Genomic DNA, 26,265 nt, shown 5'->3' with positions numbered 1-26,265 from the left:
CCCGCCTATGCTTTCAAATTCCTATAACTGAAGGCATACAAGCGGTGAAGCGCACTGAAATCAAACGCCGCCCGTTGGCACACACCACGCTGGCAGGTCTGGAGCCATAGCCCGCAACGTACCGGGAGCAGGACGGTAACGGCTTGTACTTCCGAGTGAAACCTAACGGGCAAAAGTCTTGGGAGTTGCGTTACAAGAAACCGGACGGAATTTGTCTTGGCTAGGTTTGGGTGCATACCGACCGTGAGCTACGTGACGGCCCAAGAGGCTCGGCGAGATATCAGTCATTACCTGATGCATCGTTACAACTGGATTCGGCCACACCAGTTCAATGATGGATTGTCGCCAGCTCAGTACGAGAAAAACCTTAACATCGTGTCCGGGATCAGTTGACCACTACAACCACCACTGGTGCTCAAGCCAGAAAAGTACTGGAAGCGCTGTACAGGCGCGCCGAAAAGTTGAAGAGGGCACTCCAGCTTGGCATATGCTATCCCGTTCGCACTACCCGCCAATTACTGGATCAAGAATGACCAACCTTCTGTTCATTTGCAGCCGTAATCAATGGCGAAGTCCCACTGCGGAAAGCCTTTGGCGCCGCCGAGCGGGCTTCGAAACCCGCTCGGCAGGCACCAGCCCGAATGCACGCAGGCCGGTCGGCCCGTCGGATATACGCTGGGCTGATGTAATATTCGTCATGGAGCGTAAGCACCAGCAGCGTCTCCAGGCGGAGTATTCACGTTTGCTTGAACACAAGCGGCTGCACGTCCTGGATATTCCCGACGACTACCGCTACATGGATTCTGAACTGATCTCCATTCTGAAAGACACAGTGACGCCCCACCTCAAGGGCTAGCCTCAACACCCATGGAATGCCTCCTTGAGCACGGCCACAGGCATACTTGGGTGGCAGCGCAGTCGATGATAATGTCGCGCAACCCCAAGGAAGGATGTAATGGAAGTTAGCAAAACGCAGTTCGTTCTCCATAGCCTCATGCGCCTTCTGCAGATGTTTTTGGGGCTGGCGGGCTGGATGGGCGCGGGATTGATTTTGGGGTTGCACCTGCGCTCCGATTTACAACCGTTTTCGTCAATGATATTGGCGTCGGGGTTAGGTGTCATAGCCATAGTGGTGCATGAAGGCGGTCATTACATTGGCGCCAGGCTGCACCGCATGCCGGTCTTGATGATGCGCTTTGCCGCTGTCGAGGTTCAGGTGCGACGCCGGGATTGGAAGATTCGCTGGTCGCCACAGCTCAAGGGTCGTCGATTGGGCGGTTACGTAATGGCGGCGGTCAACCGGCAGCTTCCCCTGCGCAAGCAGATGCTGTGGCTGGTACTGATGGGGCCCTTGGCCAACTTGCTCACAGGCCTGATATCAGGGGGATTCGGCTGGCTCACCCAAGGGCTGATGTCAGCGTTCTTCCTCGCGTTTGCCGTGCTTAACCTGAGCATGGCATTTGCCAATCTGGTGCCGACCTCCCGCATTCTGCCTAGCGACGGTTCACTTCTCATTGCCTGGTGGCTTCATCGCGATGACCTGCGAGCAGAACTGGCTCCGATGCGCGTGATGGCGATGTCAGTTGCAGGAGTGCCCTGTGAGCAAGTGCCAGATGCCGATATCGCACAGTTGTCCCAAGGAGCGATGCCTCAACCGTTGATTGCCATAAGCTATCGGCTTAGCGCCTTGCTAAACCAAGGTAACTTCAAGGCGGCAATACAACTGGAGCGGGATCTGGAGGCGTTGTTGCAGGAGCATGCGCAGGCACTCGATGGTATGGGCACACAGATCACTCTATTGCGCGTTGAGTTCGCTTTCGTCCGGGCGTATCTGAATCAGGACGCAAAGCATTTGTGGGACGACTGGGCGAATAGCGATCTTGACTGGTATTGCCCTTGGCTGCGCCCACGCTGTTCGGCCCTGCGAGTGTTTTTGAATGGAGACCTGAACCTGGCTGAACATTATGTACAGCAGACACTGGCTGCTGCGAGTAACAGCGTGGTCGCTTCGACATACCGCAGCGAGGCACTTCTGGCGAACAGCATGCGAGCATTATCTGCAGTGGTACATAGCAAGGATCTCAAACTTGAGCTCGTACCATAAACACCTGGTAGGTTCGCCAGCATTGATACTTACAAGCTTTCACGAAGACTTTGTGGTGTTTGCAGACGCTTTTAGAGCCATACCGCGCTCAACAATTCGTCACCAGCGATCCCCTATTTATCAAAAACCCAATCTCGGTAAACCACTTTTTTGCAATGCATTTGACCGGTCGCTTGGAAGGACGATACTTGCTAGCGCGATGCAGCGAATGCTGCCCCAAAAGCTGGAATAAATCTGTGCACAAAGCCGTCCCAATCCCATTGAATTTCAGATCGGGCGAAAGGCAGATACTTGTTTCTACCATCGCGGCATAGGCTTTCTCAGTTTACTGATTATAGCGATTCAGCAGCCCACCCTAGATGAGGCCCATGATCGCCGCAGCGCGTTTTCCGCTTCGTAGCCCCTGCCGAATAGCCAGCTCCCGCGCCCAATCGCACGCGATCGACTCTGATTGCTGTGCCTACGCAAGCGCCAGTAACTGCCCGTCGGCGGGAATCAGCAATCGACTGACAGTACCTGCCTCAGCGGCTGCGCTCGCCAGCCCCACCCGGGTGACGGGACAGTGATTGATCGCTTCCAGATGGTTCGCAATGACAGTCCCGGCGCACAGGCGAGTGAATTCGAGCACATCGTTTACTCCCATGATGACGTCGCCACCCATGTCGAAGCGCGCCCCGCCAGCAGGAACCACGCTCACCTGCGGCTGATGTTTAAGCACGAAGTCACGTATGGCAGAGGTCAGAATTGTATCGCCGGACAGGTACAGACTCGGCTCACCAGGCAGCTCAATTAGATAGCCGACACCGTGTTCCATTAGTCGGCCAATCACTCCCTCACCATGTGTGCAGCGCACCGTGCGGATTGCTCCGCCCAGGAAAGGCTTCGGTTCCTGATGCCCCTCCGGTAAGGGCTGCACGTTCAAGCCGAGCCTGGCCAAGTGGGACGCATCATGTTGTGTACAGATAACTGGAATCTGCCGCTTTCTCAACCAACGCGTAGCCGCTCTGTCCAAGTGGTCGAAGTGGCCTTTTTGGCAATGAGTGATTAAACAATGGGTGACAGACTCCAGCACTTCGCGAGTTCCTATTGGCAGCTCGACGGTCGGATTTCTCTGCCTGCCCGTAAAGATCCTCAGCGAGGGCAAAGCTCCTTTGCTAGCTAGCATCGGGTCAACCAGCACACGGTATTCGCCGAACTCGAGAATGATCGTAGCATTGCGGATCTGCCGAATTTTCATCATGAACCTCCTCAGGTGATGGCCTATGGTGCCGAGATGAGGCATGGCCCATAATGGCAGGACATGACATAAAGAATTCATTTCCAGCCATGCCTGTCAAACTACGAATTGGTCTCCTGCTCTTCCCAGGCTGCATGCCCGCAGGTCTTCTAGCCTTCGTGGATATGCTCCACGCAGCGAACCGACGAACCGGAACCTCGCTATTCGAAACGTACTTCATCGCCGAGCAGAGCGGCTCGGTGAGTTGCGCTCATGACCTAGTGCTGACCGCCAACCACTGCATAACAGAGCTGGCACTGGATGCAGTGCTGATTCCCGGCTTCTGGGCAGAGTCAACACAGCAAGTGGAAGCGACCCTGGATAGTAATGCCTCGCTTTTGGCTATCCTGGCAAAGCTTGGCAAGCGCTGTCGTGTGTGGAGCTATTGCACTGGAGTCTGCCTGGCTGCCGCAAGTGGCCGCCTCGATGGACAGCCCGCGACAGCAACTTGGTGGCTAGCGGATGCTTTGCTTCAGCGCTATCCCAAGGTGCGCTGGCAGTACGAGCAGAACTGTGTGTTTACTGAGCGCACGGGCACTGCCAGTGGCGTAAACGGCTACTTGCCACTTGCTCAAGCGCTGATCGAGCGGTACTTGAGTGCAACGATCCTCCACGACCTCAACCGGCTAATGGTGCTTGCGCGTCCAACCCTGTCGCACGATGCCTTTCAGGCCCTCAGCCTGATCGAGCAGCCCAATCCACTGCTGCGCAGACTGCATACACTAGTGCAAGGATTGTCAGCTGAACGGATCACCGTCCGTGCCCTCGCGGATGAACTGGGAATGACCGAGCGAACACTGGCTCGCAGAGTCAGAGATCAAACAGGCACCTCAGTGGCTACATATGCGCGTCGCGTCAAGTTGAGCCAGGTTAGCGAACGCCTGACCTTAACCTCTGCCCCCATCAAAACTATTAGTGATGAGCTCGGCTTCAGCAGTGATTCAAACCTTCGAAGAATGTTCAAGGAGCTGACCGAGTTAACCCCTGCTCAGTATCGACAGCGGTTTGCTCGTTTCTAAAGCAATAACAATTGAGTTAGATAGCACTGATCGGAGTCCGCTATGGGTCGGTAACGGAAGTTCGACGTTCCGCATTTGCGAAAATGCTACGTGGATCTGGGCGGCTACAAGGCCACGCTTGAGCTGGGCGTAACCTCAATGGCCGGCGCCTCAGCCCCCTGTTGGCTGGCGTGGCGAATTGCCGAGAATGTACATTGCTCATAGATTGACGGCTGTCAGCGAATGATCGGATAGCCGGATGGCGCCGATATTGAAAAACGTTTCATACCGACGCCCGCACCCTTTCCACTGCCCAGACAACCCAGCGAACAGGGATCATCTGATCAGCCCAACAGATAAGCCGGATCGACGTCTGGCGCGACACCAACGAGCGCTACCTCGGTTTGAGCAAAAATCACGTTCCGTTCGTAAAAGCTCTCTCTCCAGTCACCGACCATGGCGACCTGAAACGAATAGCCTTGGCGTCTGCTTCCGAATTTGTCAGATACGTGCGGTTCAGTTTCTGGTTGTAGGCCCGCGCAATCGTGTGGCCGGTGCCATCTCCGAAACAGGTGTAGCCGAAGGCGGACACGTCGATCCTGTCGTCAACCGTGAAGCCTTCTATGAAGTCGGAAAAGCTCGTAGCGGAACCCGTCTGCGTTCAGGCGGATAACGGAATGGTTATGTTCATAGCCGTAGCTTTCATCGCCTGGCGCGCCGGGATAGCCCCAAGACAAGTAGTTGCTATAACCTCCAACCAGTATCTTGCCGTCCGGTTGCATAACGATGCTCTGGTTAGCTTCAGGTTGACCGGAAAGATCTGCGTGAACAGTGCCTGGGCCTGTTCTGACGATATGGGAAGCGGGTGTTGAACCCTCATGACTTATTCCCTTGAGTAATGCTGGAGCCGTTACTTCAGTAAAGTCCACACCGCCCTGCTGCTCTCACGGCGGACACTAGACGAGCGGCACTTTATTGAATTTTCGCTTGGACGACCTACGAAGTGGCTCATTATTTTCACTTTTAGCCATTTGCTAAGACTTTTGCCTTGATGCCTTTTAAAATCTTCCATGCTTCCCAAAAAAGATCTCTCCGGACCAGGTCCACACCAACAAAACGACTCATCGCCGAAATAGCGCTGAACTTGTACCCGGGTACATTCATCTTATAAGTACACAGCCATACATCAGGGAAACACCATGTCCAAACTCTCAGAATATCGTCAGCTGGAAAAGCACCTCGCCGAGCAGCTCAAAGCCCTGGAAACGATGAAGGGTGATGAGGGGCTGAAGAAAGAAATCGAATTCGAGACGAAGCTACGCAAGCTTCTTGAGCATTATGGTTTCAGCCTGAAGCACATCGTCAACATTCTGGACCCACAGACCTCAGCCCGACGCCAGGTGGCTGATAAGCCTGTGAGTACACGTAAACCACGTGATCTCAAGGTGTACAAAAACCCGCATACCGGTGAAGTCATCGAGACCAAAGGTGGCAATCACAAAGCCCTGAAGGAGTGGAAAGCAGAACACGGTGGCGACGTGGTTGAGAGTTGGTTGAACAAGTAACGCCGTTTCCCGTGATAAGAGCCCAGATGGGCTCTTTTTTGTTGGCAGCCTGCGTGGGGCTCATCAACCTCAGTGCCGGCTCAGCGCTCTCTGACAAGGCCTGGCAACATTCAACAGTTGGTCTGTCCAAGTGCGGACTGCAACTGCGTAGTAAGCATCAACCCCACCTATAACCGAAACGACTGTTGCATCGCACGCGCCAGCAGCTCCACGGCTTCATCCCCATGAGACGCAGCGCTGCGCACGAAGACGATGTCGTGGTCTGGAATGACTGGCAGCCCTTCGAGGATTTGCATGCGCTCGGTGACTTTGCCACGGTCGATCAGGCTGACGGCCAGCCCCGCCTCTACGCACGCTTTGACGGCTTGATTGGAAGCACTTTCAAGCACGATCCGCGAATGGCGGCCCGATGCTTTGAGCGATTCAATCATGGCCTCGCGGTAAGGGCACTGCAGGGCGTGAACGGCCAGTGGCAGCGGGTCATTGAGCCCCATGGCGGCGCTCGTGGGTCCGACCCAGACCGGCGTGGTCGAAGTCAGCAATTGGGTGTTGGGCCCCAACTCTCCCTTGGGCTGCGCTACTACTGCCGTCTGCAACTTGCCACGCTGGACCAGTTCTTTGAGTTCGACGCTCGGCCCGGTCTTGAGCTCCAGCACCACGTTCGGCCAGGCAGCGGTGAACGTTGGCAGGATGTCGCGGATGACGTGCCCTGCGTATTCGTCAGGAACCCCCAACGTGATGCGCCCGGCGAGGTGGGTGCCGTGCAGATCGGCCAGCGCCTGATCGTGGGTGCGCAACAGCTCGGCGGTCGAGACCAACAGGCGCTTGCCCAGGACGGTGAGAGAGATGGACTGGTTATCTCGATTCAACAGCCGACCGCCCGCCACCGCTTCAAGGCGCTGGATGTGAACGCTCACCGCAGCCGGGCTTTTATGCAACTGCTCGGCTGCCGCGCTGAATTTCCCGATACGCACCACGGCATGGAAGGTACGCAACAGGTCGATGTCGAGAATCGCGGGCATGATTCAATCCTGATGAACAACTGCTGCACAATATTTTGATTTATTAGACTACGCCACATCCGTAGCCTTTGGGAATGAGCCAGCCAATCCCGAACCGACACAACCAAACGACGCGCCGCAACTGGCGTCACACCCTGCCGCTGCCCTTGCTGGAGGCGGGCCTTTTGCTGGCATGGAGTTCAGGTTTTATTGGTGCGCGGTTTTCCATCGACTACGCCCCGGCATTGTTGGTGGTGTTCTGGCGCTGCGTGGTGGTTTCCCTTCTGCTGTTGCCTTTCGTGTACAAACCGTTGCTCAGGACGCCGTTTTCCGTGCTGCTGAAAAACGCGGGAATCGGGCTGCTCGCCATGGCGGGCTACCTGATCGGGGTGACGCGCGGCATTGAGCTTGGTGTCCCGGCCGGGCTCGCCGCGTTATGCGCAGACCTGCTGCCGCTGGGGATGGCACTGATCGCTGCGCTGGTCCTTGGCGAGCGATTGTCCCGGCAAGTGTGGCTGGGGCTGATCATCGGGCTGGCCGGGGTGCTATGGGTGACGGATGGCGCACTCGTGCTGGGCCAAGCGCCGCTGTGGGCCTACGGCTTGCCGGTGGCGGGCATGCTGTCACTGGCCGTCGCGACGTTGTGGCAGAAACGAGCCAGCACCTCTCAGTCGATGGGGCTGCTGCCCAACCTCTGGCTGCAATGTTTCGTATCCAGCTTTGCCATCGCCGCCATCGAAGGCAGTCAAAGCAGTCTGGCGCCAGTCGCCACGGCAGGTTTCGCCATAAGCGTCTTGTGGACCGTGGTGCTGTCGACGCTGGGCGGCTATGGGCTGTACTGGATCTGCCTGCGCCGCAGTACCGCAACCCGGGTTGCCAGCGTGCTGTACCTCAGCCCGCCGATTACCCTGCTGTGGGCATGGGCGATGTTCGATGAACCGCTGTCCTGGCAAATGGGGGGCGGTATGGCGATTTCTGCGATGGGCATATGGCTGGTGGTGCGCGCCGAGGCCCGGCAAGCGGAAGCAGCCTCACGCGACTCGGTTTCTGAGGCGCACCCGCTCAGATCGCCCGGCCATCAAGATGTCGCTCTTCCCGCCAGCGACCTGGGAACAGAAAAATGATCCGCCAGCGGCGTCAGGGAGTGATCATCTGCAACCGTGCCGACGTAGCGTCTACAGGTCGCGTGCAATCAGAATGGCTATTGATAAGTGTCTACATCCTCAGCCGGATAAAACTCGCCCTCCCGTCCCATCTTTTCCAGCCGCTCGCGCACCGTGACTTCTACGCTTGCCACCGCAGCCTGATCGTCTGGGTTGACCAACTGCAAGCACAGGCGATGCGCATTCTGATCGTGGGTGCCCTCGCTGAGCATGTCGTGGGTGACGACCTGCTCGCCACGCCACAGGCATAGCTGGGTGTGCGTGCCGCCGAGCCATATCTCGGTGATTGATTCAAGATCAGTGGTAGCCAGTTGGTCCACGGTAATCGTCTTGTCCATTACGCTGTCCTTTCAAGTGAGTCGATAAGGGTCAGACGTACAGGCGCAGCGGGACGTTCCCCGCTTCGTCTGCTCAGGCGCGCCAACGGTGTTGTGTTGATGCCTCAGAATCCAGGCACCTCAACACCTTCGTTATCTGTACCACTGTCAGGTTTACCGGCATGACAGGTGCGTTCGAGTCCGCACAGCAGACCAACCCTGAAGGTCAAAGCACCTTGAATCGACCGACCAGCCCTTGCTGATGCTCGGCCAGTCGAGCCAGTTCACGGCTGGTCACAGCTGTCTGCTCGGCACCGGCGCTGACCTGGATAACCAGTGCGTTGATGTCGTTGACGTTACGGTGAATCTCCTCGGCGACCAGGCTCTGCTCTTCAGCCGCTGAAGCAACCTGAATGTTGCGGTCGCTGATTGTCGCGATGCCTTCGGCGATTTCTTCCAGCAGCTCACCCGCTCGGACGACATTGCTCGCGCCCGCCTGGGCCTTGCCGAGAGTTTCCTGCATGGAAGAGGCGGCGCGGTCAGAGCCCGATTGCAGATTGGCAATCATCTTCTGGATGCTGACGGTGGAGTCCTGCGTCTTTTTCGCAAGATTTCGCACTTCGTCAGCAACTACTGCGAAACCACGGCCCTGCTCGCCTGCGCGAGCGGCTTCGATGGCTGCGTTCAGCGCCAGCAGGTTGGTCTGGTCGGCAACGCCGCGGATCACATCCAGAACCGAAGAGATGGAATCACTTTCGCCTTTCAATTCGTCAAGTATCCGCGCGGTCTGTTCGGCCTGGACTTCAAGCCCTTGAATCAGGCTGATGGTGTTCTCGATTTCGGCCTTGCCCTGCACGGTGCTGGCATTGACCCGCTGCGACATTTCGGCGGCGTCGGTGGTGCTGCGCGCGACGTCCTTGACCGTGGCGCTCATCTCGCTGATGGCGGTGACAACCTGATCGGTCCCCTGGCGCTGCTGCGCTACGTTGTTGCTGGTCTGTAGCGCCACGGCAGAAGACTGCTCGGCGGCGGTCGCGACCTGCGCCGTGGCGCTGCCGATCTCGCGGATCACCTCACTGATCTGCAGCGCCATGTTGTCCAGATTGCGCGAGATTTCGCCGAACTCGTCTTTGCCGGTGTAGGTGGTTCTGGCGGTGAGGTCACGGGTGGAGAGCGACACAAGGGTGCGGTTCACGTCGACCACGGCGATCTTGATATTACGAATGATCACTGACGCCAGCCAGAGCACAGCAATCAGCATCAGCACAACGGTGGTGATCGCCACATAGAGACTGCGCTGGGCATCGTCGCGCTCGACATTGGCCAGGCTCACGACCGTCTGACCCAATTCCGCCTCGACCTGAGCCATCAAGTCTATTCGGCTGGTGGAAAGGTTGAACCAGTCTTCAGGCTTGATATTGAGCGGATCGCCAAGTGGCGTGTTGAAACCGAGTTGTTGCAGGCGAGCCACTTCCAGTGATCCTGGTTGTTGCAGAACGGCGTCCAGCTTGTTTTTGAACGCCACAGGCGCCCAGCGCTGAAACGCTTCGAAGTACCCGGAGAACTCACCCATATTGCGACTGAAACGTGACAGCAACGGCGCATCGAAACGGTTCTGGTTGAAAGCCAGGCCCAGCAAGACTCGCTCGCGACCGGCGCGCTCCTTCATGTCGACGAACTGGTTGAGCGAACTCAGGGCACGCAGGATCGTCGGGTCATCAATGCTGGTTTCAAGCGAATAGGTGTAGCCGATCATGACCTTGATGAGATCAGTGAAACGGGTACCGGACTCGGTATTGTTGATCGCCAGCGAATCCACCTTCTGGCGAAGCTCAATGAGATCACTCAAGGCGCGAAGCACCTTGTCTGGCGGCGGGATATCTTCATTCGATTGCGCACGCATCTCGCTGACGGCTTTGTCGGTTTCCTGGCGAAAAGTCTTGAGCTTGTCCTGCATGGACTTGCCATTACTGCCCAGGAACACACCGCTGGCGCCGCGCTCGCGCTGGATGGTGGTCACCACATCGCTCAGTTTCTGTGCAGCGCTGGTGGCGGTCACTGCGCGGTTCATTGCGCCTAGCGTCCCGCTTTTGTCAGCGACAAAAATCCCCGCGAAGGCCAGAAAGCCCAGCAGGGGAAACATTAAAATAAGCAGTAATTTCGTACTCAAAGGGGCATTTCTAAGCATTGCAGACCTCATGACTTACAGACGTTTAGTTAGAGCTACCTCAGGCGAACGTTCTATAAGTCGACGTCTACAAAAGCCAAAGATGATCAGTACGGGCCTACCTTAGCCAGCGATTCCCTGATGCTGTTTCGGCCGCAAACCGGCAAGCTTTAAAGTGGGTCCTATTCAAAGAAAGATGATTGGCATCAAGTCAGTCAAATGCATGGAGTCATTAGCCTACTGGAATCGGTTTCATTCACTTACTTATTTGAAATTGCTTGAACCCTGCAGCGGAGGGCAATTTTGCAGGCTTACCCGATTCAGCCTTGATTTTCGGGCGTCACAGCCCAAACGCAGGACGCCGTGCCGCTCTTTCTGGATGGTTCTTTATACAGTTGCGGAAATAAACCCTGCGCAAAGAGGATCCAATTTTCGAGACATTTATAATCTACTTATTGTCATAAAAAATCGACGAACTCGCTTGATAGTGGATCCGCCAAGTTGCAGGCAGACGCCGATAATTCGGTGAGGCCGCTTTTAACGCCAAGTCGAGACGGCAACATCAACAAGTGGTCAATTGCGGTTAACTGTTTGAGTCGAACACTCTTTTGGATGGATACATTCGCCAGTTTGAGGAGCTTGGTAACATGACGACGTACACATTCCCTCTCATGCTGCTAAAAACTTCCCCCAGCGGCGTGTTTCGCTGTAAAGGCACAGGCTTGCCCTAACGTAGAAAGGGCGCAGGCGCACCCTCCATTCAGCCGTCTGGACACTCTACCTGACCCTGACAACCACCTTCCCTTTGGCCCTGCCCTGCGACAAATACGACAGCGCCGCTTGCGCCTGCTCGAAGGGGAATACCCTGTCAATCACGGGCGTTACATGCCCGGCCTCGAGCAGTTCGCTGATCTGGGTGAGCTGGCTGCCGTCGGGACGCAAGAAATGGAAGGCGTAGCTGACGCCGCGCTTTTTACCCAGGCCTTTGATCTTGCGACTCATGAGCCTGAAGATGAATTGCAGAATGACATTCAGCTTTCGGTCTTTGCCGAAGTTTTCGTCAAGCGGGCCCACCAGCGAGACGATCTTGCCGCCCGGCTTGAGGATCTGCAGCGACTCCTCAATGGAGTCGCCACGCACAGTGCCAAGTACGGCGTCGTAGCCGCTCAGTACGTTCTGGAACTTTGCCTGCGTGTAGTCAATGACGTTTTCCGCACCGAGGTTGCGCACCCACTCCACGTTGGATGTGCTGGTGGTGGTCGCTACTTTTGCGCCCATGTGCCTGGCCAGTTGAATGGCAAAGCTGCCAATGCCACCCGACCCTGCGGGAATGAAGATTTTCTGGCCAGCCGAGAGGTTCATACGCTCTTTGAGGGCCTGCCATGAGGTCAGGCCGACCATCGGGATAGACGCCGCCTGCACGAAGCTGAGGCTGGCGGGCTTGAACGCTGCAGCGCTCTGCGGCACCACCGCATACTCCGCAAGGGTGCCTGTACCGTGGTCGAATACGCTGGCGAAGATTTCGTCACCCACCTTGAATCGTGTCACTGCGCGGCCTGTCTTGACGACAATTCCTGCCACATCACTGCCCAACGTGGCAGGCAATGTGAAGCGCAGCACCGCTTTGAATGTTCCGGCAACGATCATGTTGTCCACTGGGTTCAGACCCGCTGCATACACTTCAACCAGCAAGTCGTCTGGCCCGATTGGGGGTTGAGGTATTTCAGAGAACTCGATTCCGGGCGTCTTGCCGTAGCGCTTGAAGGTCAGGGCTTTCATCTGTCGTTTCACCATTGTGAGCTGCGGGCTGCGGGCTGTCATTGAGCACGGCCACAATGATGATGATCGAACTCTTAATCGTCAAGCTTATTGATGTTGATCAACATCAATGTAAGACTCATCGCCAATCGTGACCTCACCTCGCGTTTCAGGCATGGGTCTCGCCCGATGCGCCAGAAGGCCCACAGCGCCTTGACCGCGCAGCCTTTCTATCTACGGAGTGTCTACAGCATGACCATGAAGTACACGACTTTCGGCGACACCGGGTTGCGTGTGTCGCAACTGGCTCTGGGCACCGGCAACTTCGGTACAGGCTGGGGTTACGGTGCAGAACCGGAGGTGGCGGGATCAATCTTCAATACGTACGTCGAGGCAGGTGGCAATTTCATCGACACGGCCGATGTCTACCAATTTGGTCAGTCGGAAGAAATCGTCGGCAATCTGCTGCATGGGCGACGCGAAGATTTTGTTCTGGCCACCAAGTTTTCCAATGGCGCGGCGCCGGACGCCAATCGGCTGGTCACTGGTAACAGTCGCAAGGCAATGGTAGCGTCGGTCGAGGCCAGCCTCAAACGCCTCAAAACTGACAGGATCGATATTTATTGGGTGCATCACCCGGATAACGTCACCCCCGCTGAAGAGCTTGTTCGGGGTCTGGATGATCTGGCCCGCGCGGGGAAAATCCTCTACGCAGGCCTCTCGAACTTCGCAGCCTGGCGCCTTGCCAGGATCGCGACAGTTGCCGAGCTCACACGTGCAGTACCCATCGCCGCCGCGCAATTCGAACACAGCCTGGTTCATCGTGAAGCAGAAGCCGACCTGTTTCCGGCGTCCCACGCGCTCGGCCTGGGTATCGTGACCTGGTCACCGTTGGGGGGCGGGATGCTTACCGGTAAATACCGCAGCGGTGAGCAAGGCCGCTCCGAAGGCTTCGGTGGACGAGTGTTCCAAGCGGAAAACTCCAGCCAGCGCACCGCAATCCTCGATACCGTCATCGCGATTGCCGATGAGCTGGGAGCCACCGCCAGTCAGGTGGCCATCGCATGGGCAGGCACGCACGGCGCGAACCCGATCATAGGCCCACGAAATGTCGCACAGCTGACCGACAACCTCGGTGCCATAAGCATTGACCTATCGCAAGAGCAACTGATGCGGCTCGACGCTGTGAGCCAACTGGAAGCACTTCCGCGGACAAGGGTTTCGATACCCTGGGAGCGCGAAGGAGCAACACGGATAGTCGCGTGACCGTAAACAGTTCAGTCCCATGAGCCTGTAACGGCGTCAGGGCATAGGCTGGAGACACCAGCGCATGCCCTGCATCGACTGAATACGCTCACTTCACCCCGGCGAAACGCCACCGCCTTCATCTGCCACGATATCCGGATCATCGGAATACACTTCCGGCTCGTCGTCTTCGTACGCTTCTTCATGCTCGGTGCGCTCATGCACCTCGTCGCCCTTCTCCGAACCTGCGCCAGGCGTGTTCGAATTCATCACCAGAACCGGGTCCGCCTCGCGGTCGTACTGGCCCAGTGCAGGGCTGGTTGGGTCTTCTTTGGGAACGTTGTTCGCCACCCGGGAATCAGCTGTCATGTCGCCCACCTTTTGAGAATGCTAAAGAAAGTGGACGCGATTGGCCGCCAGGGGTTCGATCGGATTGACCGACGCGGCCTGGGCTGGCTGATAAAAAAGACATACAGCGGGCCCACCAGGCCAGTGAGCATATTGCGCTGAGCGGGGCGTGGTTCGAGCAAGATCTGACTTCACTGAAGCCATGGAAGACGAGATCTTCGCTGCCCCGCAACAGCCCTGCACTCAGGAACTGCTGCGCTCGTCCGGGCTGGTATTTGGTTGAGTCTATTTGTGAAAGGTCTGGCCAAGCGCTTCCAGGCGCATCGCCAGCGGCGGCAGTTGTTGGCTGCTGGAGGCAAGAATCCCGATGTTGGCAGCCGTGTGCTCGGCGATGCTTTGCACCGAGCGCAACTGATCGGCGATCTCGCGACTGGCAGTGGACTGCTGGTCCGTGGTTGCGGCAATCAAGCCGTTCAACTGCGTGATATGCCCGATGCCGTCACCTACCGCACGCAGGGATTGCGACGCTCGCTGGCTGTTTTCCACGCAACGGCCAACGCCCTGACGACTGTCCTGCATGGCGGTGGCGGCCTGACGACTGCCTTTTTGCAGCTCTTCGATGATGGTCTGGATTTCCTTGGTGGACGCCGCCGTGCGCTGGGCCAGATTGCGCACTTCGTCAGCCACGACTGCAAAGCCACGCCCCTGCTCACCCGCCCTCGCGGCTTCGATGGCAGCGTTGAGCGCCAGCAGATTGGTCTGCTCGGCAATGCTGCCGATCACATCCAGCACCTTGCCGATCTGCTCGGACTGGTTGGCGAGCGCCTGCACGGTTTCATCAGTGGTGTTGATGCGCGCAGCCAATTGGGTGATTTCACTCTGCGCCCGGTCAACGCTTTCCCGCCCATGAGCGACCTGCTCACTGGCATCGCCCGCGCGCTGCACGGCCTGCGTAACGTGGCCGGAGATATCGTTCATGGCGTCGCCCATGCGCTGCATCGCGCCCGTCATGCGAGCGATCTCGTTCAGTTGATGCTGCGCGCCGGTTTCCAGCGTGCCGCTGGCTTTGGCCAGGTCATGACCCAACTCGCCAAGGCCCTGGGTGTCGCGCACCACACCGTCCACCAGCCCGGTTATCTGCACCATGAACAGTTCGAAGCGCTGGGTCAGGGGCACATGCTTGCCGGAACCCTCATGAGCCTGGCTGTCGGCGCTGAACTGAGTGGTGGTCGCCAGCATCTTGTCGAGCATGTCCTGGTTTTCGACCGCTTCGGCCTGATTCTGTACAGCCAGGTAAATCAGGATGGCGGTTTCGACCACCACGTAAACCGCGTGTATGAAGACCATGCTCCAGCCACTGCCATGGTGCATGACGTAGACGGGAAAGCCCGAATGCTGCAGAACATGAAACAGGACGTGATGCACCGCAATGGTCGCTGCAGCCACCAGAATCGGCAGCCAGTCACGGTAGAAGGTCAGCACCGCGAGAAACACGAAGATGCCGAAATGTATTTCGATCAGGCCGTGCGCCTGATTGATGTGCAGCGCAGCCATGACCATCAGTTCGACGCCGACCAGGCAGCGCATCAATCGGGTGCCGCCGATCACGCGGTACAGCGCCGTCAGCACCAGTGCAGTGCCGCCACCGATCAAAATCGCCTGGGTAAATGTATCGAACCAGAACGCCAGCCCGAGCGAGTACACAAACAGCAGCCAGACAAGGCCGAGCATGATGCGGTCGGCCTTGCGGTAATGCTCGATGAAACGGGAAGCGGTGATCATCTGACACATCCTTTTGAAAATCCACAATGACGGGTAACACCCATCGCTTTTCAAATTTGGACGAGCAAAAGTCCGGCCAAAGTGCTGGCCAAATAGTAGCGCCTTGTCAGAAAGCAGGTCATCACTTGTTTTCAACCCGATGCCGAAAAATCAGGTTCATTGAACGCCACACCCGCGCGGCGCGCGCATAACTGAAAAGGGCGATACATCGTGGATGTACCGCCCTTCAATTGTTACTGCTTTGCCGTCAGACAGCCGGAGCCCGGCGTGGGTCCGGTTGCTTGTAGGTGTCGGCTGCGCTTTCTTCGATGGCTTGCTGAATGGCGCGCTTGCGGCGGTCTTCGGCGCGACGGCTGAAGAACCAGACCAGGAAGGTCGCCATCGACACCGCCAGCAGAATCAGGCTGGCGACCGCGTTGATCTCAGGCTTCACGCCCAGACGCACGGCCGAGAACACTTCCATCGGCAAGGTGGTCGAGCCGGGCCCGGACACGAAGCTGGCGAGCACCAGATCGTCCAGCGACAGGGCAAACGACATCATGCCGCCCGCCGCGAGCGATGGCGCAATCATCGGAATGGTGATCAGAAAGAACACCTTCCAGGGACGCGCACCCAGATCCATCGCAGCCTCTTCAATCGACAGGTCCAGCTCACGCAGACGCGCCGACACCACAACTGCCACGTAGGCGGCACAGAACGTGGTGTGCGCGATCCAGATGGTCACGATACCGCGCTCCTGTGGCCAACCGATCAATTGCGCCATGGCCACGAACAGCAGCAACAGCGACAGACCGGTGATCACTTCCGGCATCACCAACGGTGCCGTAACCAGCCCGCCAAAGAAGGTGCGGCCCTTGAAGCGCGGAATGCGGGTCAGCACAAACGCCGCCATGGTGCCCAGCGCGACCGCTGCAACCGCCGTGTAGCAGGCGATTTCCAGCGAGCGCATGACCGAGCCCATCAGTTGGGTGTTGTCCAGCAGGCCGACGTACCACTTCACCGACCAGCCGCCCCAGACTGTGACCAGCTGCGAGGCGTTGAACGAGTAGATGACCAGAATCACCATCGGCGCGTAGATGAACAGCAGACCGATGACCAGCATCAGGTTGGAGAATCGAAAGCGGTTCATGCTTTGCCCTCCAGCTCTTTGGCCTGGCTGCGGTTGAACAGAATGATGGGCACGATGAGCACCAGCAGCATGATGACCGCCAGCGCCGAAGCCACGGGCCAGTCACGGTTGTTGAAAAATTCCTGCCACAGCACACGGCCGATCATCAGGGTTTCCGGGCCACCCAGCAGTTCAGGGATGACGAACTCGCCCACTACGGGGATGAAGACCAGCATGCAGCCTGCAATCACACCGTTCTTGGACAGCGGCACGGTGATTTTCCAGAAGCTGTTGAAGGTGCTGGAGCCCAGGTCAGACGCGGCCTCCAGCAGGCTGGTGTCGTGCTTCACGAGGTTGGCGTACAGCGGCAGGATCATGAACGGCAGGTAGGAATAAACCACGCCGATATAAACCGCCAGGTTGGTGTTGAGGATCTGCAGCGGCTCGTTGATCAGCCCCAGCCACATCAGGAAAGCGTTGAGCAGACCGTTGTTGCTGAGAATACCCATCCAGGCATACACACGGATCAGGATCGCCGTCCAGGTCGGCATCATGATCAGCAGCAACAGCACTGTCTGAATGTCCTTGCGGGCATTGGCAATGGCGTAAGCCATCGGGTAGCCAATCAGCAGGCACAGCAAAGTGCTGATGAACGCCATTTTCAGCGAACCCAGGTACGCCGATATGTACAGATCATCGCCGCTCAGCAAGACGTAGTTGGCCAGGTTAAGCACCAACTGCAGTTTCTGTTCGGCGTAGCTGAAAATCTCGGTGTACGGCGGGATCGCGACGTCAGCCTCGGCGAAGCTGATCTTGAGAACGATCAGAAACGGCAGAGCGAAGAACAGGAACAGCCAGATGAACGGCACCCCGATGACCATCTGCCGGCCATTGGGTTTGATGCGCTCGAAGGCGCGCTTGATCTTGCGGATTTTCATGATCGCAGTACCACGCCGCTGTCGTCTTCCCACCAGACATAGACTTCATCGCCCCAGGTGGGACGTGCGCCCTGGCGCTCGGCGTTGGCGACAAACGACTGCACCTTCTTGCCGCCTGGCAGTTCGACGTGGAACACCGAATGGCCGCCCAGATAGGCAATATCGTGGACCTTGCCGCGCGACCAGTTGTATTCGAAGCTCGGCTGCTCAGTGGTAATCAGCAGCTTTTCCGGGCGCAGCGCGTAGGTGATGCGCTTGTCTTCCACCGAGGTGCTGACACCGTGACCGACGTAGATATTGCGCTCAAGCTCTGGACTGCGGATCAGCGCGTGGCCTTCCATGTCCTCGATCACTTCGCCATCGAACAGATTGACGCTGCCGATGAACTCGCAGACCAGTCGGCTGGTTGGCGTTTCGTAGATATCGATCGGGCTGCCGATCTGGGCGATCCAGCCCAGGTGCATGATCGCGATCCGCTCGGCCATGGTCATGGCTTCTTCCTGGTCGTGCGTCACCATTACGCAGGTCACGCCAACACGCTCGATGATCTCGACCAGCTCCAGTTGCATTTGCGAACGCAGCTTCTTGTCCAGCGCACCCATCGGCTCATCGAGCAGCAACAGCTTGGGCTTCTTGGCCAGCGAGCGGGCCAGGGCCACACGCTGACGCTGACCGCCAGAAAGCTGATGCGGCTTGCGCTTGGCGTACTGGGTCATCTGCACCAGCTTGAGCATCTCGGCCACTCGCGCATCGATTTCCGATTTGCTGAGTTTGTCCTGCTTGAGGCCGAAGGCGATGTTGTCTGCCACGGTCATGTGCGGGAACAGCGCGTAGGACTGGAACATCATGTTGATCGGACGTTCGTACGGCGGCATGTCGGTGATATCGACGCCGTCGAGGAAGATACGCCCTTCGGTAGGACGCTCGAAGCCGGCCAGCATGCGCAGCAGCGTTGATTTGCCGGAGCCCGAACCGCCGAGCAGGGCAAAGATTTCGCCCTTGTTGATTTGCAGGGACACATCATCCACAGCAATCGTCTCGTCGAACTTTTTCGTGACCCTGTCGATCTTGACCAGCACCTCTTTGGGTTGCTGACCGCCTTCTAGGGCTTTCTTGTAGGCGCCGGAGGCAACTGCCATGGATGAAACTCCCAACAGGTAGGCAACCCGACCAAGGCGGCCGGGTGCTGAATTTTTATTTGCCCGACTTGACTTTGGTCCAGCTGCGGGTCATCAAACGTTGCACTTTGGGTGGCAACTCACTGTTCACGTACAACCGGTCCAGTACTTCCTGCGATGGGTAAACCGCTTCATCGGTACGGATCTCCTGATCCATAAACTCGCCCGAGGCCGGATTAGGGTTGGCGTAGCCGACCTCATCGCTGACCTTGGCGATCACTTTGGGATCGAGCAGATAGTTGATGAACGCACTGGCTGCCTTGACGTTTTTCGAGTCAGCCGGGATCGCCAGCATGTCGAACCACAAGTTGCCGCCTTCCTTGGGAACCGTGTAGGCGATCTTCACGCCTTTGCCCGCTTCCTGAGCGCGGGATTTGGCTTGAAAAACATCGCCCGAGAAACCGGCAGCAACGCAAATGTTGCCGTTGGCCAGATCGGTGATGTATTTGGAGGAGTGGAAGTAGGTCACGTAAGGGCGAATCTTCATCAGCTTCGCTTCGGCCTTCTTGTAGTCCTCTTCCTTGGTGCTGTTGGGGTCGAGGCCCATGTAATTGAGCACCGCCGGGAGCATTTCGTCAGCCGAATCAAGGAAAGCGACGCCACAGCTGGAGAGCTTCTTGATGTTCTCGGGCTCGAACAGCATCGACCAGGAGTCGATCTTGTCGACACCCAGCGCTGCCTTGACCTTTTCCACGTTGTAACCAATGCCGTTGGTGCCCCACAGATAAGGCACGGCGTACTGGTTACCCGGGTCGTTCTTTTCCAGGCGCTTGAGCAACGCCGGGTCGAGGTTCTTGTAGTTGGGCAGCAGCGACTTGTCGAGCTTCTGGAATGCGCCCGCCTTGATCTGCTTGCCGAGGAAATGGTTGGACGGCACGACCACATCGTAGCCGGTGCGTCCGGCCAGCAATTTGGCTTCCAGGGTTTCGTTGGAATCGAACACGTCATACATCGGCTTGATGCCGGTGGTGGTTTCGAAGTCCGCCAGGGTGGTCTTGCCGATGTAGTCGGACCAGTTATAAATATGCACGGTGGATTCGGCATGTGCACTGATCGCCAGTGTCAGTCCGGCACTCGCCAGCACAGCTTTGGAAAAAATAGAAATAGACAAAGAATGAGTCCTTTTAACAGAGAGGCCTGATAACCGGAGGACGTCCGGATATCAAAACCGGCGCGCAACTTACCGTCTATGAGCCCAACCAGCAAAGTTTTCGGCAATATTCCTGTCTGTCGGAAACTGCGCGGCCAGGGGCTACGCAGCTTCCACAGGTTTTATGACACGCTTATTTACCGGATTTGATCTTGGTCCAGCTGCGGGTCATGATTCGTTGCGTGGCCGCCGGCAAGTCCGCAATGGCGTACAGTTTTGCCTGTACATCGGCTGGCGGGTAAACGCCCGGGTCACTGGTGATTTCCTTGTCGACCAATGCGGTCGCCGCCGCGTTGCCGTTCGGGAAGCGCACTGCGTTGGTGATTTCAGCCATGATTTCCGGCTTCATCAGGAAGGTCATGAACTTGTAGGCGCCGTCGACGTTTTCGGCATCCTTGGGAATGGCGACCATGTCGTAGAAGCTGCCAGCACCTTCCTTCGGAATGTTGTAGCTGACTTTGACTTTGCCGCCTGCTTCAGCAGCGCGCGACTTGGCCTGGTAGATGTCACCCGAGTAACCGACCGCTACGCAGATGTTGCCGTTGGCCAGGTCAGAGATGTACTTGGACGAGTGGAAGTAGCCAATCGACGGACGAATCTTCATGAACAGTGCTTCGGCCTCAGCCAGCTGCTTCTTGTCCTGAGAGTCGGTCGGGTAGCCCAGGTAATGCAGGGCAATCGGCAACATTTCGGTTGGCGAATCGAGGAAGCTGATGCCACAGGATTTCAGCTTCGCCGCGTTCTCGGGCTTGAACAGCAAGTCCCACGAATTGACCGGTGCGTCTGCACCCAATGCCGCCTTGACCTTGTCCGGGTTGATACCGATACCGATCGAACCCCACATGTACGGGAAGGCGTGCTTGTTGTCCGGGTCGCTGACCGACACGGCCTTGAGCAGCGATTCGTTCAGGTTCTTCCAGTTGGGCAGCTTCGACTTGTCCAGCTCCTGATAAACGCCCGCCTTGATCTGCTTGGCCAGGAAGTTGTTGGACGGCACGACGATGTCATAACCGGATTTACCGGCCAGCAATTTGGCTTCAAGCGTCTCGTTGCTGTCGAAAACGTCGTAGACCACCTTGATGCCGGACTCTTTCTCGAATTTGGCAACGGTGTCCGGCGCGATGTAATCGGACCAGTTGTAGACGTGCAGCACTTTGTCATCGGCCTGAGCAGCGGTGGCCACAACGCCCATCATGGACAGGGCGAGAAGGGTCTTGCCAAATTTTTTCATGCGTAGCTCCAAGGGTTATTATCACTGACTGTCAGTTAGCGGCTTGTAGCCATTAGTCTGGCAAGTTCCCGGGCAGGCTTTCAAGCCAACTCGTGTCAAACAACGCACAACATCCCGAATTCACGCCGCTACCTGTCCAGCCGGTGGGCAGCGCGCTTAATGGTCCTGCAATGCAGCCAGTGTCAGATCGAGACACTTGCGAGCCTTTTCCACCAACTCGTCGATCTGCGCAAAGCTGATGACCAGCGGCGGCGCGATGATCATGGTGTCACCTACGGCCCGCATGATCAGGCCATTGTCGAAGCAGAAGGTTCGACAGATCATGCCCGCGCCCTTGTCGGTATAGCGCGCACGCGTGGTCTTGTCTTTCACCAGTTCGATGGCACCCAGCAGCCCGACCCCGCGAACCTCGCCCACCAACGGGTGATCGCTCAGCTCACGCAAACGCTTTTGCAAATATGGTGCCGTTTCAGACTTGACCCGTTCGACGATGCCTTCTTCACGCAGGATGCGGATGTTCTCCAGCGCAACAGCTGCAGCAACCGGGTGGCCCGAATACGTGAAGCCGTGGTTGAAATCGCCGCCTTCGTTGAGTACTGCAACAATCTCGTCGCGTACAACCAGGCCGCCCATGGGCACGTAACCAGAGGTCAGCCCCTTGGCAATGGTCATCATGTCGGGCTTCAAACCATAGAAGTCGCTACCGAACCACTCACTGGTACGGCCGAAACCGCAGATCACTTCATCGGCCACGAACAGGATGTCGTAGCGCGCGAGGATCTCCTTGATCTTCGGCCAGTACGTGTCCGGCGGCACAATCACACCGCCGGCACCCTGGATCGGCTCGGCAATGAACGCGCCGACGTTTTCGACACCCAGCTCGAGAATCTTTTTCTCCAACTGCTCGGCAGCCCAGACACCGAATTCGTCAGGGCTCATGTCACCGCCTTCGCCAAACCAGTATGGCTGCGCAATGTGCGCGATACCCGGGATCGGCAAGTCGCCCTGCTCGTGCATATAGGTCATGCCGCCCAGGCTGGCGCCGGCCACCGTAGAGCCGTGATAACCATTGATGCGACTGATGATGGTCTTCTTGCCGGGTTTGCCCTTCAGCGCCCAGTAATGACGAACCATGCGCAGCATCGTGTCGTTGCCTTCAGAACCGGAGCCGGTAAAGAACACATGGTTCATGCCTGGCGGCGTGATGTCGGAAATGGCCTTGGCCAGTTCCAGTACCGGCGGGTGTGCGGTCTGGAAAAACAGGTTGTAGTACGGCAGTTCACGCATCTGTTTGCTGGCGGCATCGGCCAGCTCTTCGCGACCGTAGCCGATGGCTACACACCAGAGGCCCGACATGCCGTCGAGAATCTTGTTGCCTTCGCTGTCCCACAGATAAACGCCTTCGGCGCGAGTGATGATGCGCGGGCCTTTCTCTTTGAGTTGTTTGTAGTCGCTGAACGGTGCCAGGTGATGCTCGCTGCTCAGGGCTTGCCATTCGAGGGTTTGCGGGTTGTTGTTGGCACTCATGCAGCACACTTCCTTTAATCAGGTCAGTTGTCAGGACGCCACCGTCTCTGCAGTGGCGCCCTCCTGGATCAGACGGCGAAGAGCAGGAACTCACGTTCCCAGGAGCTGATCACTCGCTTGAAGTTTTCATGCTCGGCGCGCTTGACGGCGACATAACCGATGATGAATTTCTTGCCCAGGTACTTCTCGATGGTCTTGCTGTTTTCCATCCGCTCCAACGCATCTTCGATGGTCAGCGGCAGGCGCAGGTTGCGACGCTCGTAGCCACGACCGACTACGGGCGCACTCGGGTTGATGCCTTCGACCATGCCAATGAAGCCACACAGCAGACTGGCGGCAATTGCCAGATACGGGTTGGCGTCGGCGCCCGGCAGACGGTTCTCGACACGGCGGTTCTGCGGCCCGGCATCCGGCACACGCAGTCCGACGGTGCGGTTCTCCTCGCCCCACTCCACGTTCACCGGCGCGGAGGTGTCCGGCAGGAAGCGGCGGAAGGAGTTCACGTTGGGCGCAAACAGCGGCAGCAGCTCAGGGATGAACTTTTGCAGCCCGCCGACGTGGTTGAGGAACAGCTCGCTCATGGTCCCGTCTTCGTTGGAGAAGATGTTCAGGCCGGTCTTGATGTCGATGATGCTCTGGTGCAGGTGCATCGCACTGCCCGGCTCACCGGTCATCGGCTTGGCCATGAATGTAGCAGCAACGTCATGTTTGAGCGCGGCTTCGCGCATGGTGCGCTTGAACACCAGAATCTGGTCGGCCAGCGACAGTGCATCGCCGTGACGGAAGTTGATTTCCATCTGGGCCGTGCCGTCTTCATGGATCAGCGTGTCGAGGTCGAGGTTCTGCAGTTCGCACCAGTCGTAGACATCTTCGAACAGCGGGTCGAATTCGTTGGCGGCTTCTATAGAGAAGGACTGCCGACCGGTCTCAGGGCGGCCTGAGCGACCCACAGGCGGTTGCAACGGATAATCCGGGTCGTCGCTGCGCTTGGTGAGATAAAACTCCATCTCCGGCGCGACAATCGGCTGCCAGCCTTGATCGGCGTACAGCTTGAGGACTTTCTTCAATACGTTGCGCGGCGACAGCTCAATGGGGTTGCCCTGCTTGTCGTAGGTATCGTGGATCACCTGCGCAGTGGGCTCAATGGCCCAGGGCACCAGATACACCGCGTTCTGGTCGGGACGGCAGATCATGTCGATGTCTGCGGGATCGAGCAGCTCGTAGTAGATTTCGTCTTCTACATAGTCGCCGGTCACCGTTTGCAACAAAACACTTTCGGGCAGACGCATGCCCTTTTCAGCGATGAATTTGTTGGTCGGCGAGATCTTGCCGCGGGTGATCCCGGTGAGGTCGGACATCATGCATTCGACTTCGGTGATCTTGTGTTCTTTCAACCAATCGGTGAGCTGGTCGAGGTTGGTACTCATAAATACCTCAGGGTTTGGATGTCCTGATCGCAATCAGGCGTTTTTTCGACGCATCGGCGTCATGGTGTACAACTCGTTTCAGCAGGCGCCAATAAGGGGTAAGGTGACACACGAGGACCCGAAATCCAGGCAGCCGTCGTCACACTGGCGAGCCCGCTATAGTGGTAGTGTCCATCATTGAGAGTGAAGCAGGTCTGGTTCCAGGGCGGCGAGAATGTCGTCGGAATCAGCAGCAAGGCACCACGAGCACTGATATCACAGGCATGATGACTGTATTGCCGATTGAAACCCGTCGTGTCGCGCAAGGAAAGGCAACGCATTGAACCCTCGGTATTATTGGTCTATGGGTTGCAATCGAGCTTAGCCTTGTTCATTTTTTTATACAACAGCCCGTTAAAAATAAGAGACAGCCCACTCTAGCTAATATTTAACAACGGGCACAAACTGGCCATAACGCCCTAAATAGTCGCAAAAAAGACTGTTTTGCGCCCTTTCAGGGCACAACAAAGCTCTATTGACTTCATCATGGCTTTCGGATTGACTGAGACCCGCAATCATTGATGATTGATATTTTTAACAACAAAGGTGTTGCATCATGTCGGTACCCCCGCGTGCCGTTCAGCTTAATGAAGCGAACGCGTTCCTTAAGGAACATCCTGAGGTTCTGTACGTTGACCTTCTGATTGCAGATATGAATGGTGTGGTGCGTGGTAAACGCATCGAGCGCACCAGCCTCCATAAGGTTTACGAGAAAGGCATCAACCTGCCGGCCTCTCTATTTGCTCTGGATATCAATGGCTCTACGGTGGAAAGCACCGGCCTGGGCCTGGACATCGGTGATGCTGACCGAATCTGTTATCCCATCCCCGACACCCTGTGCAATGAGCCTTGGCAAAAGCGCCCTACCGCGCAACTGCTGATGACCATGCATGAACTGGAAGGCGATCCCTTCTTCGCCGACCCGCGCGAAGTGCTTCGCCAGGTGGTCGCCAAGTTCGATGAAATGGGCCTGACTATCTGTGCAGCCTTCGAGCTTGAGTTCTACCTGATCGATCAGGAGAACGTGAACGGCCGCCCGCAACCGCCACGCTCGCCGATCTCCGGCAAGCGCCCGCACTCGACACAGGTTTACCTGATCGACGACCTCGACGAATACGTCGACTGCCTCCAGGACATTCTGGAAGGTGCAAAAGAGCAAGGCATCCCTGCCGACGCCATCGTCAAGGAAAGTGCTCCGGCGCAGTTTGAAGTGAACCTGCACCACGTGGCCGACCCGATCAAGGCATGCGACTACGCGGTACTGCTCAAGCGCCTGATCAAGAACATCGCCTACGACCACGAAATGGACACGACCTTCATGGCCAAGCCCTATCCGGGTCAGGCTGGCAATGGTCTGCATGTCCACATCTCGATCCTTGATCGCGATGGCAAGAACATCTTCACCAGCGAGGATCCCGAGCAGAACGCCGCATTACGTCATGCGATCGGCGGTGTGCTCGAGACCCTGCCGGCGCAGATGGCGTTCCTGTGCCCGAACGTCAACTCGTACCGCCGGTTCGGTGCTCAGTTCTACGTACCCAACTCGCCGACCTGGGGCCTGGACAACCGCACGGTTGCCATCCGCGTCCCTACGGGCTCTGCAGACGCCGTACGCATCGAACACCGGGTTGCCGGTGCCGATGCCAACCCGTATCTGCTGATGGCTTCTGTGCTGGCGGGCGTGCATCACGGCCTGACCAACAAGATCGAGCCTGGCGCACCGGTGGAAGGCAACTCGTACGAACAGCATGAGCAAAGCCTGCCGAACAACCTGCGCGATGCACTGCGCGAGCTGGACGACAGTGCAGTGATGGCCAAGTACATCGACCCGAAATACATCGATATCTTCGTGGCCTGTAAAGAGAGTGAGCTGGAGGAGTTCGAACACTCCATCTCCGACCTTGAGTACAACTGGTACCTGCACACGGTCTGATCGGACCGGG

22 protein-coding genes and 2 pseudogenes are annotated in these 26,265 nt (G+C 57.3%); 9 read left to right on the top strand and 15 right to left on the bottom strand.

All coding sequences use genetic code 11. The features are described from left to right. Positions 1 to 44 precede the first annotated feature (44 nt). The 4 genes and pseudogenes from KDX37_RS01345 to KDX37_RS01330 all read left to right on the top strand — a co-directional run. Positions 45 to 238 (top strand): annotated as a pseudogene (locus tag KDX37_RS01345) (Arm DNA-binding domain-containing protein); the annotation flags it as partial. Continuing rightward, positions 235 to 393: pseudogene (locus KDX37_RS01340) on the top strand (IS3 family transposase); the annotation flags it as partial. The pseudogenes KDX37_RS01345 and KDX37_RS01340, both read left to right, overlap by 4 nt. Before the next feature lie 136 nt (positions 394 to 529). Then, a complete protein-coding gene (locus KDX37_RS01335; protein WP_231650824.1) occupies positions 530 to 856 on the top strand; it encodes a low molecular weight protein tyrosine phosphatase family protein in 327 nt (108 codons plus the stop codon). A gap of 153 nt (positions 857 to 1,009) precedes the next feature. After that, positions 1,010 to 2,104: a M50 family metallopeptidase gene (locus KDX37_RS01330; RefSeq protein ID WP_231650823.1), complete on the top strand. Its 1,095-nt coding sequence runs from the start codon at positions 1,010 to 1,012 to the stop codon at positions 2,102 to 2,104. 460 nt (positions 2,105 to 2,564) lie between these two features. On the opposite strand, the gene KDX37_RS01325 is transcribed toward KDX37_RS01330, so the two are convergent. Then, the gene (locus tag KDX37_RS01325; protein WP_231650821.1) at positions 2,565 to 3,341 is read right to left on the bottom strand and encodes an MBL fold metallo-hydrolase; all 777 of its coding nucleotides are present in this window, start codon (positions 3,339 to 3,341) and stop codon (positions 2,565 to 2,567) included. A gap of 53 nt (positions 3,342 to 3,394) precedes the next feature. Here KDX37_RS01325 and KDX37_RS01320 point away from each other — a divergent pair, with 53 nt between their 5' ends. Continuing rightward, the gene (locus KDX37_RS01320) at positions 3,395 to 4,399 is read left to right on the top strand and encodes a GlxA family transcriptional regulator (protein ID WP_231650819.1); all 1,005 of its coding nucleotides are present in this window, start codon (positions 3,395 to 3,397) and stop codon (positions 4,397 to 4,399) included. Between the two features lie 584 nt (positions 4,400 to 4,983). On the opposite strand, the gene KDX37_RS29505 is transcribed toward KDX37_RS01320, so the two are convergent. Further along, entirely contained in the window at positions 4,984 to 5,307 is a 324-nt protein-coding gene (locus KDX37_RS29505; protein WP_231650817.1) for an NHL repeat-containing protein, read from the bottom strand. A gap of 270 nt (positions 5,308 to 5,577) precedes the next feature. Here KDX37_RS29505 and KDX37_RS01310 point away from each other — a divergent pair, with 270 nt between their 5' ends. Continuing rightward, positions 5,578 to 5,943: a histone-like nucleoid-structuring protein, MvaT/MvaU family gene (locus KDX37_RS01310; protein WP_231650815.1), complete on the top strand. Its 366-nt coding sequence runs from the start codon at positions 5,578 to 5,580 to the stop codon at positions 5,941 to 5,943. A gap of 167 nt (positions 5,944 to 6,110) precedes the next feature. On the opposite strand, the gene KDX37_RS01305 is transcribed toward KDX37_RS01310, so the two are convergent. Further along, a complete protein-coding gene (locus tag KDX37_RS01305; protein ID WP_231650814.1) occupies positions 6,111 to 6,965 on the bottom strand; it encodes a LysR family transcriptional regulator in 855 nt (284 codons plus the stop codon). 74 nt (positions 6,966 to 7,039) lie between these two features. On the opposite strand from KDX37_RS01305, the gene KDX37_RS01300 reads away from it, so the two are divergent. Then, positions 7,040 to 8,068, top strand: coding sequence for a DMT family transporter (locus KDX37_RS01300; protein ID WP_231650812.1), 1,029 nt, complete (start codon positions 7,040 to 7,042; stop codon positions 8,066 to 8,068). A 77-nt stretch (positions 8,069 to 8,145) separates the two neighbouring features. Here KDX37_RS01300 and KDX37_RS01295 read toward each other — a convergent pair whose 3' ends face one another. The 3 genes from KDX37_RS01295 to KDX37_RS01285 form a co-directional block, all read right to left on the bottom strand. Continuing rightward, positions 8,146 to 8,445, bottom strand: coding sequence for a hypothetical protein (locus KDX37_RS01295; protein ID WP_231650811.1), 300 nt, complete (start codon positions 8,443 to 8,445; stop codon positions 8,146 to 8,148). A gap of 205 nt (positions 8,446 to 8,650) precedes the next feature. Then, positions 8,651 to 10,567 (bottom strand): methyl-accepting chemotaxis protein, encoded by a 1,917-nt coding sequence (locus KDX37_RS01290; protein ID WP_231650810.1) that lies wholly within the window; start codon positions 10,565 to 10,567, stop codon positions 8,651 to 8,653. A gap of 801 nt (positions 10,568 to 11,368) precedes the next feature. After that, positions 11,369 to 12,370 carry an NADP-dependent oxidoreductase gene (locus KDX37_RS01285; protein WP_231650809.1) on the bottom strand — a complete coding sequence of 334 codons (1,002 nt, stop codon included), beginning with the start codon at positions 12,368 to 12,370 and terminating at the stop codon, positions 11,369 to 11,371. Between the two features lie 237 nt (positions 12,371 to 12,607). On the opposite strand from KDX37_RS01285, the gene KDX37_RS01280 reads away from it, so the two are divergent. Beyond that, positions 12,608 to 13,615 (top strand): aldo/keto reductase, encoded by a 1,008-nt coding sequence (locus tag KDX37_RS01280; RefSeq protein ID WP_231651008.1) that lies wholly within the window; start codon positions 12,608 to 12,610, stop codon positions 13,613 to 13,615. Positions 13,616 to 13,708: 93 nt separating this feature from the next. On the opposite strand, the gene KDX37_RS01275 is transcribed toward KDX37_RS01280, so the two are convergent. From KDX37_RS01275 to KDX37_RS01235, 9 genes are all read right to left on the bottom strand, one after another. Next, a complete protein-coding gene (locus KDX37_RS01275; RefSeq protein WP_231650808.1) occupies positions 13,709 to 13,963 on the bottom strand; it encodes a hypothetical protein in 255 nt (84 codons plus the stop codon). A gap of 264 nt (positions 13,964 to 14,227) precedes the next feature. Further along, positions 14,228 to 15,724, bottom strand: coding sequence for a methyl-accepting chemotaxis protein (locus tag KDX37_RS01270; RefSeq protein ID WP_231650807.1), 1,497 nt, complete (start codon positions 15,722 to 15,724; stop codon positions 14,228 to 14,230). Between the two features lie 247 nt (positions 15,725 to 15,971). Continuing rightward, positions 15,972 to 16,853, bottom strand: a complete 882-nt coding sequence (locus KDX37_RS01265; protein ID WP_231650806.1) for an ABC transporter permease subunit — start codon at positions 16,851 to 16,853, stop codon at positions 15,972 to 15,974. Beyond that, the gene (locus tag KDX37_RS01260; protein ID WP_231650805.1) at positions 16,850 to 17,770 is read right to left on the bottom strand and encodes an ABC transporter permease subunit; all 921 of its coding nucleotides are present in this window, start codon (positions 17,768 to 17,770) and stop codon (positions 16,850 to 16,852) included. Before KDX37_RS01260 ends, KDX37_RS01265 begins: the two co-directional genes overlap by 4 nt. Beyond that, positions 17,767 to 18,909, bottom strand: a complete 1,143-nt coding sequence (potA, locus tag KDX37_RS01255) for a polyamine ABC transporter ATP-binding protein (RefSeq protein ID WP_231650804.1) — start codon at positions 18,907 to 18,909, stop codon at positions 17,767 to 17,769. Before potA ends, KDX37_RS01260 begins: the two co-directional genes overlap by 4 nt. 55 nt (positions 18,910 to 18,964) lie before the next feature. Beyond that, positions 18,965 to 20,059, bottom strand: coding sequence for a polyamine ABC transporter substrate-binding protein (locus KDX37_RS01250; RefSeq protein WP_231650803.1), 1,095 nt, complete (start codon positions 20,057 to 20,059; stop codon positions 18,965 to 18,967). A gap of 172 nt (positions 20,060 to 20,231) precedes the next feature. Next, a complete protein-coding gene (locus KDX37_RS01245) occupies positions 20,232 to 21,329 on the bottom strand; it encodes a polyamine ABC transporter substrate-binding protein (protein WP_231650801.1) in 1,098 nt (365 codons plus the stop codon). Between the two features lie 156 nt (positions 21,330 to 21,485). Then, positions 21,486 to 22,856 (bottom strand): aspartate aminotransferase family protein, encoded by a 1,371-nt coding sequence (locus KDX37_RS01240; RefSeq protein ID WP_231650800.1) that lies wholly within the window; start codon positions 22,854 to 22,856, stop codon positions 21,486 to 21,488. Positions 22,857 to 22,924: 68 nt separating this feature from the next. Continuing rightward, positions 22,925 to 24,283, bottom strand: coding sequence for a glutamine synthetase family protein (locus KDX37_RS01235; protein ID WP_231650799.1), 1,359 nt, complete (start codon positions 24,281 to 24,283; stop codon positions 22,925 to 22,927). A gap of 595 nt (positions 24,284 to 24,878) precedes the next feature. Here KDX37_RS01235 and KDX37_RS01230 point away from each other — a divergent pair. Continuing rightward, positions 24,879 to 26,255 (top strand): glutamine synthetase family protein, encoded by a 1,377-nt coding sequence (locus KDX37_RS01230; protein ID WP_231650798.1) that lies wholly within the window; start codon positions 24,879 to 24,881, stop codon positions 26,253 to 26,255. The last annotated feature ends 10 nt before the right edge of the window (positions 26,256 to 26,265 follow it).

The sequence above is a fragment of the Pseudomonas californiensis genome, assembly GCF_021147775.1.
Taxonomy (GTDB): domain Bacteria; phylum Pseudomonadota; class Gammaproteobacteria; order Pseudomonadales; family Pseudomonadaceae; genus Aquipseudomonas; species Aquipseudomonas californiensis.
This window is presented reverse-complemented; position numbering and strand designations above follow the sequence as displayed.

Bases quoted from the DNA above. Each gene is read 5' to 3' on its own strand.
- KDX37_RS01260 (WP_231650805.1), bottom strand. From the start codon at position 17,770: ATGAAAATCCGCAAGATCAAGCGCGCCTTCGAGCGCATCAAACCCAAT.
- KDX37_RS01275 (WP_231650808.1), bottom strand. From the start codon at position 13,963: ATGACAGCTGATTCCCGGGTGGCGAACAACGTTCCCAAAGAAGACCCA.
- KDX37_RS01330 (WP_231650823.1), top strand. From the start codon at position 1,010: ATGTTTTTGGGGCTGGCGGGCTGGATGGGCGCGGGATTGATTTTGGGG.
- KDX37_RS01245 (WP_231650801.1), bottom strand. From the start codon at position 21,329: ATGAAAAAATTTGGCAAGACCCTTCTCGCCCTGTCCATGATGGGCGTT.
- KDX37_RS01305 (WP_231650814.1), bottom strand. From the start codon at position 6,965: ATGCCCGCGATTCTCGACATCGACCTGTTGCGTACCTTCCATGCCGTG.
- KDX37_RS01285 (WP_231650809.1), bottom strand. From the start codon at position 12,370: ATGAAAGCCCTGACCTTCAAGCGCTACGGCAAGACGCCCGGAATCGAG.
- potA (WP_231650804.1), bottom strand. From the start codon at position 18,909: ATGGCAGTTGCCTCCGGCGCCTACAAGAAAGCCCTAGAAGGCGGTCAG.
- KDX37_RS01270 (WP_231650807.1), bottom strand. From the start codon at position 15,724: ATGATCACCGCTTCCCGTTTCATCGAGCATTACCGCAAGGCCGACCGC.
- KDX37_RS01325 (WP_231650821.1), bottom strand. From the start codon at position 3,341: ATGAAAATTCGGCAGATCCGCAATGCTACGATCATTCTCGAGTTCGGC.
- KDX37_RS01300 (WP_231650812.1), top strand. From the start codon at position 7,040: ATGAGCCAGCCAATCCCGAACCGACACAACCAAACGACGCGCCGCAAC.
- KDX37_RS01310 (WP_231650815.1), top strand. From the start codon at position 5,578: ATGTCCAAACTCTCAGAATATCGTCAGCTGGAAAAGCACCTCGCCGAG.
- KDX37_RS01230 (WP_231650798.1), top strand. From the start codon at position 24,879: ATGTCGGTACCCCCGCGTGCCGTTCAGCTTAATGAAGCGAACGCGTTC.
- KDX37_RS01265 (WP_231650806.1), bottom strand. From the start codon at position 16,853: ATGAACCGCTTTCGATTCTCCAACCTGATGCTGGTCATCGGTCTGCTG.
- KDX37_RS01320 (WP_231650819.1), top strand. From the start codon at position 3,395: ATGGCAGGACATGACATAAAGAATTCATTTCCAGCCATGCCTGTCAAA.
- KDX37_RS01240 (WP_231650800.1), bottom strand. From the start codon at position 22,856: ATGAGTGCCAACAACAACCCGCAAACCCTCGAATGGCAAGCCCTGAGC.
- KDX37_RS01335 (WP_231650824.1), top strand. From the start codon at position 530: ATGACCAACCTTCTGTTCATTTGCAGCCGTAATCAATGGCGAAGTCCC.
- KDX37_RS01235 (WP_231650799.1), bottom strand. From the start codon at position 24,283: ATGAGTACCAACCTCGACCAGCTCACCGATTGGTTGAAAGAACACAAG.
- KDX37_RS01280 (WP_231651008.1), top strand. From the start codon at position 12,608: ATGAAGTACACGACTTTCGGCGACACCGGGTTGCGTGTGTCGCAACTG.
- KDX37_RS01290 (WP_231650810.1), bottom strand. From the start codon at position 10,567: ATGTTTCCCCTGCTGGGCTTTCTGGCCTTCGCGGGGATTTTTGTCGCT.
- KDX37_RS01295 (WP_231650811.1), bottom strand. From the start codon at position 8,445: ATGGACAAGACGATTACCGTGGACCAACTGGCTACCACTGATCTTGAA.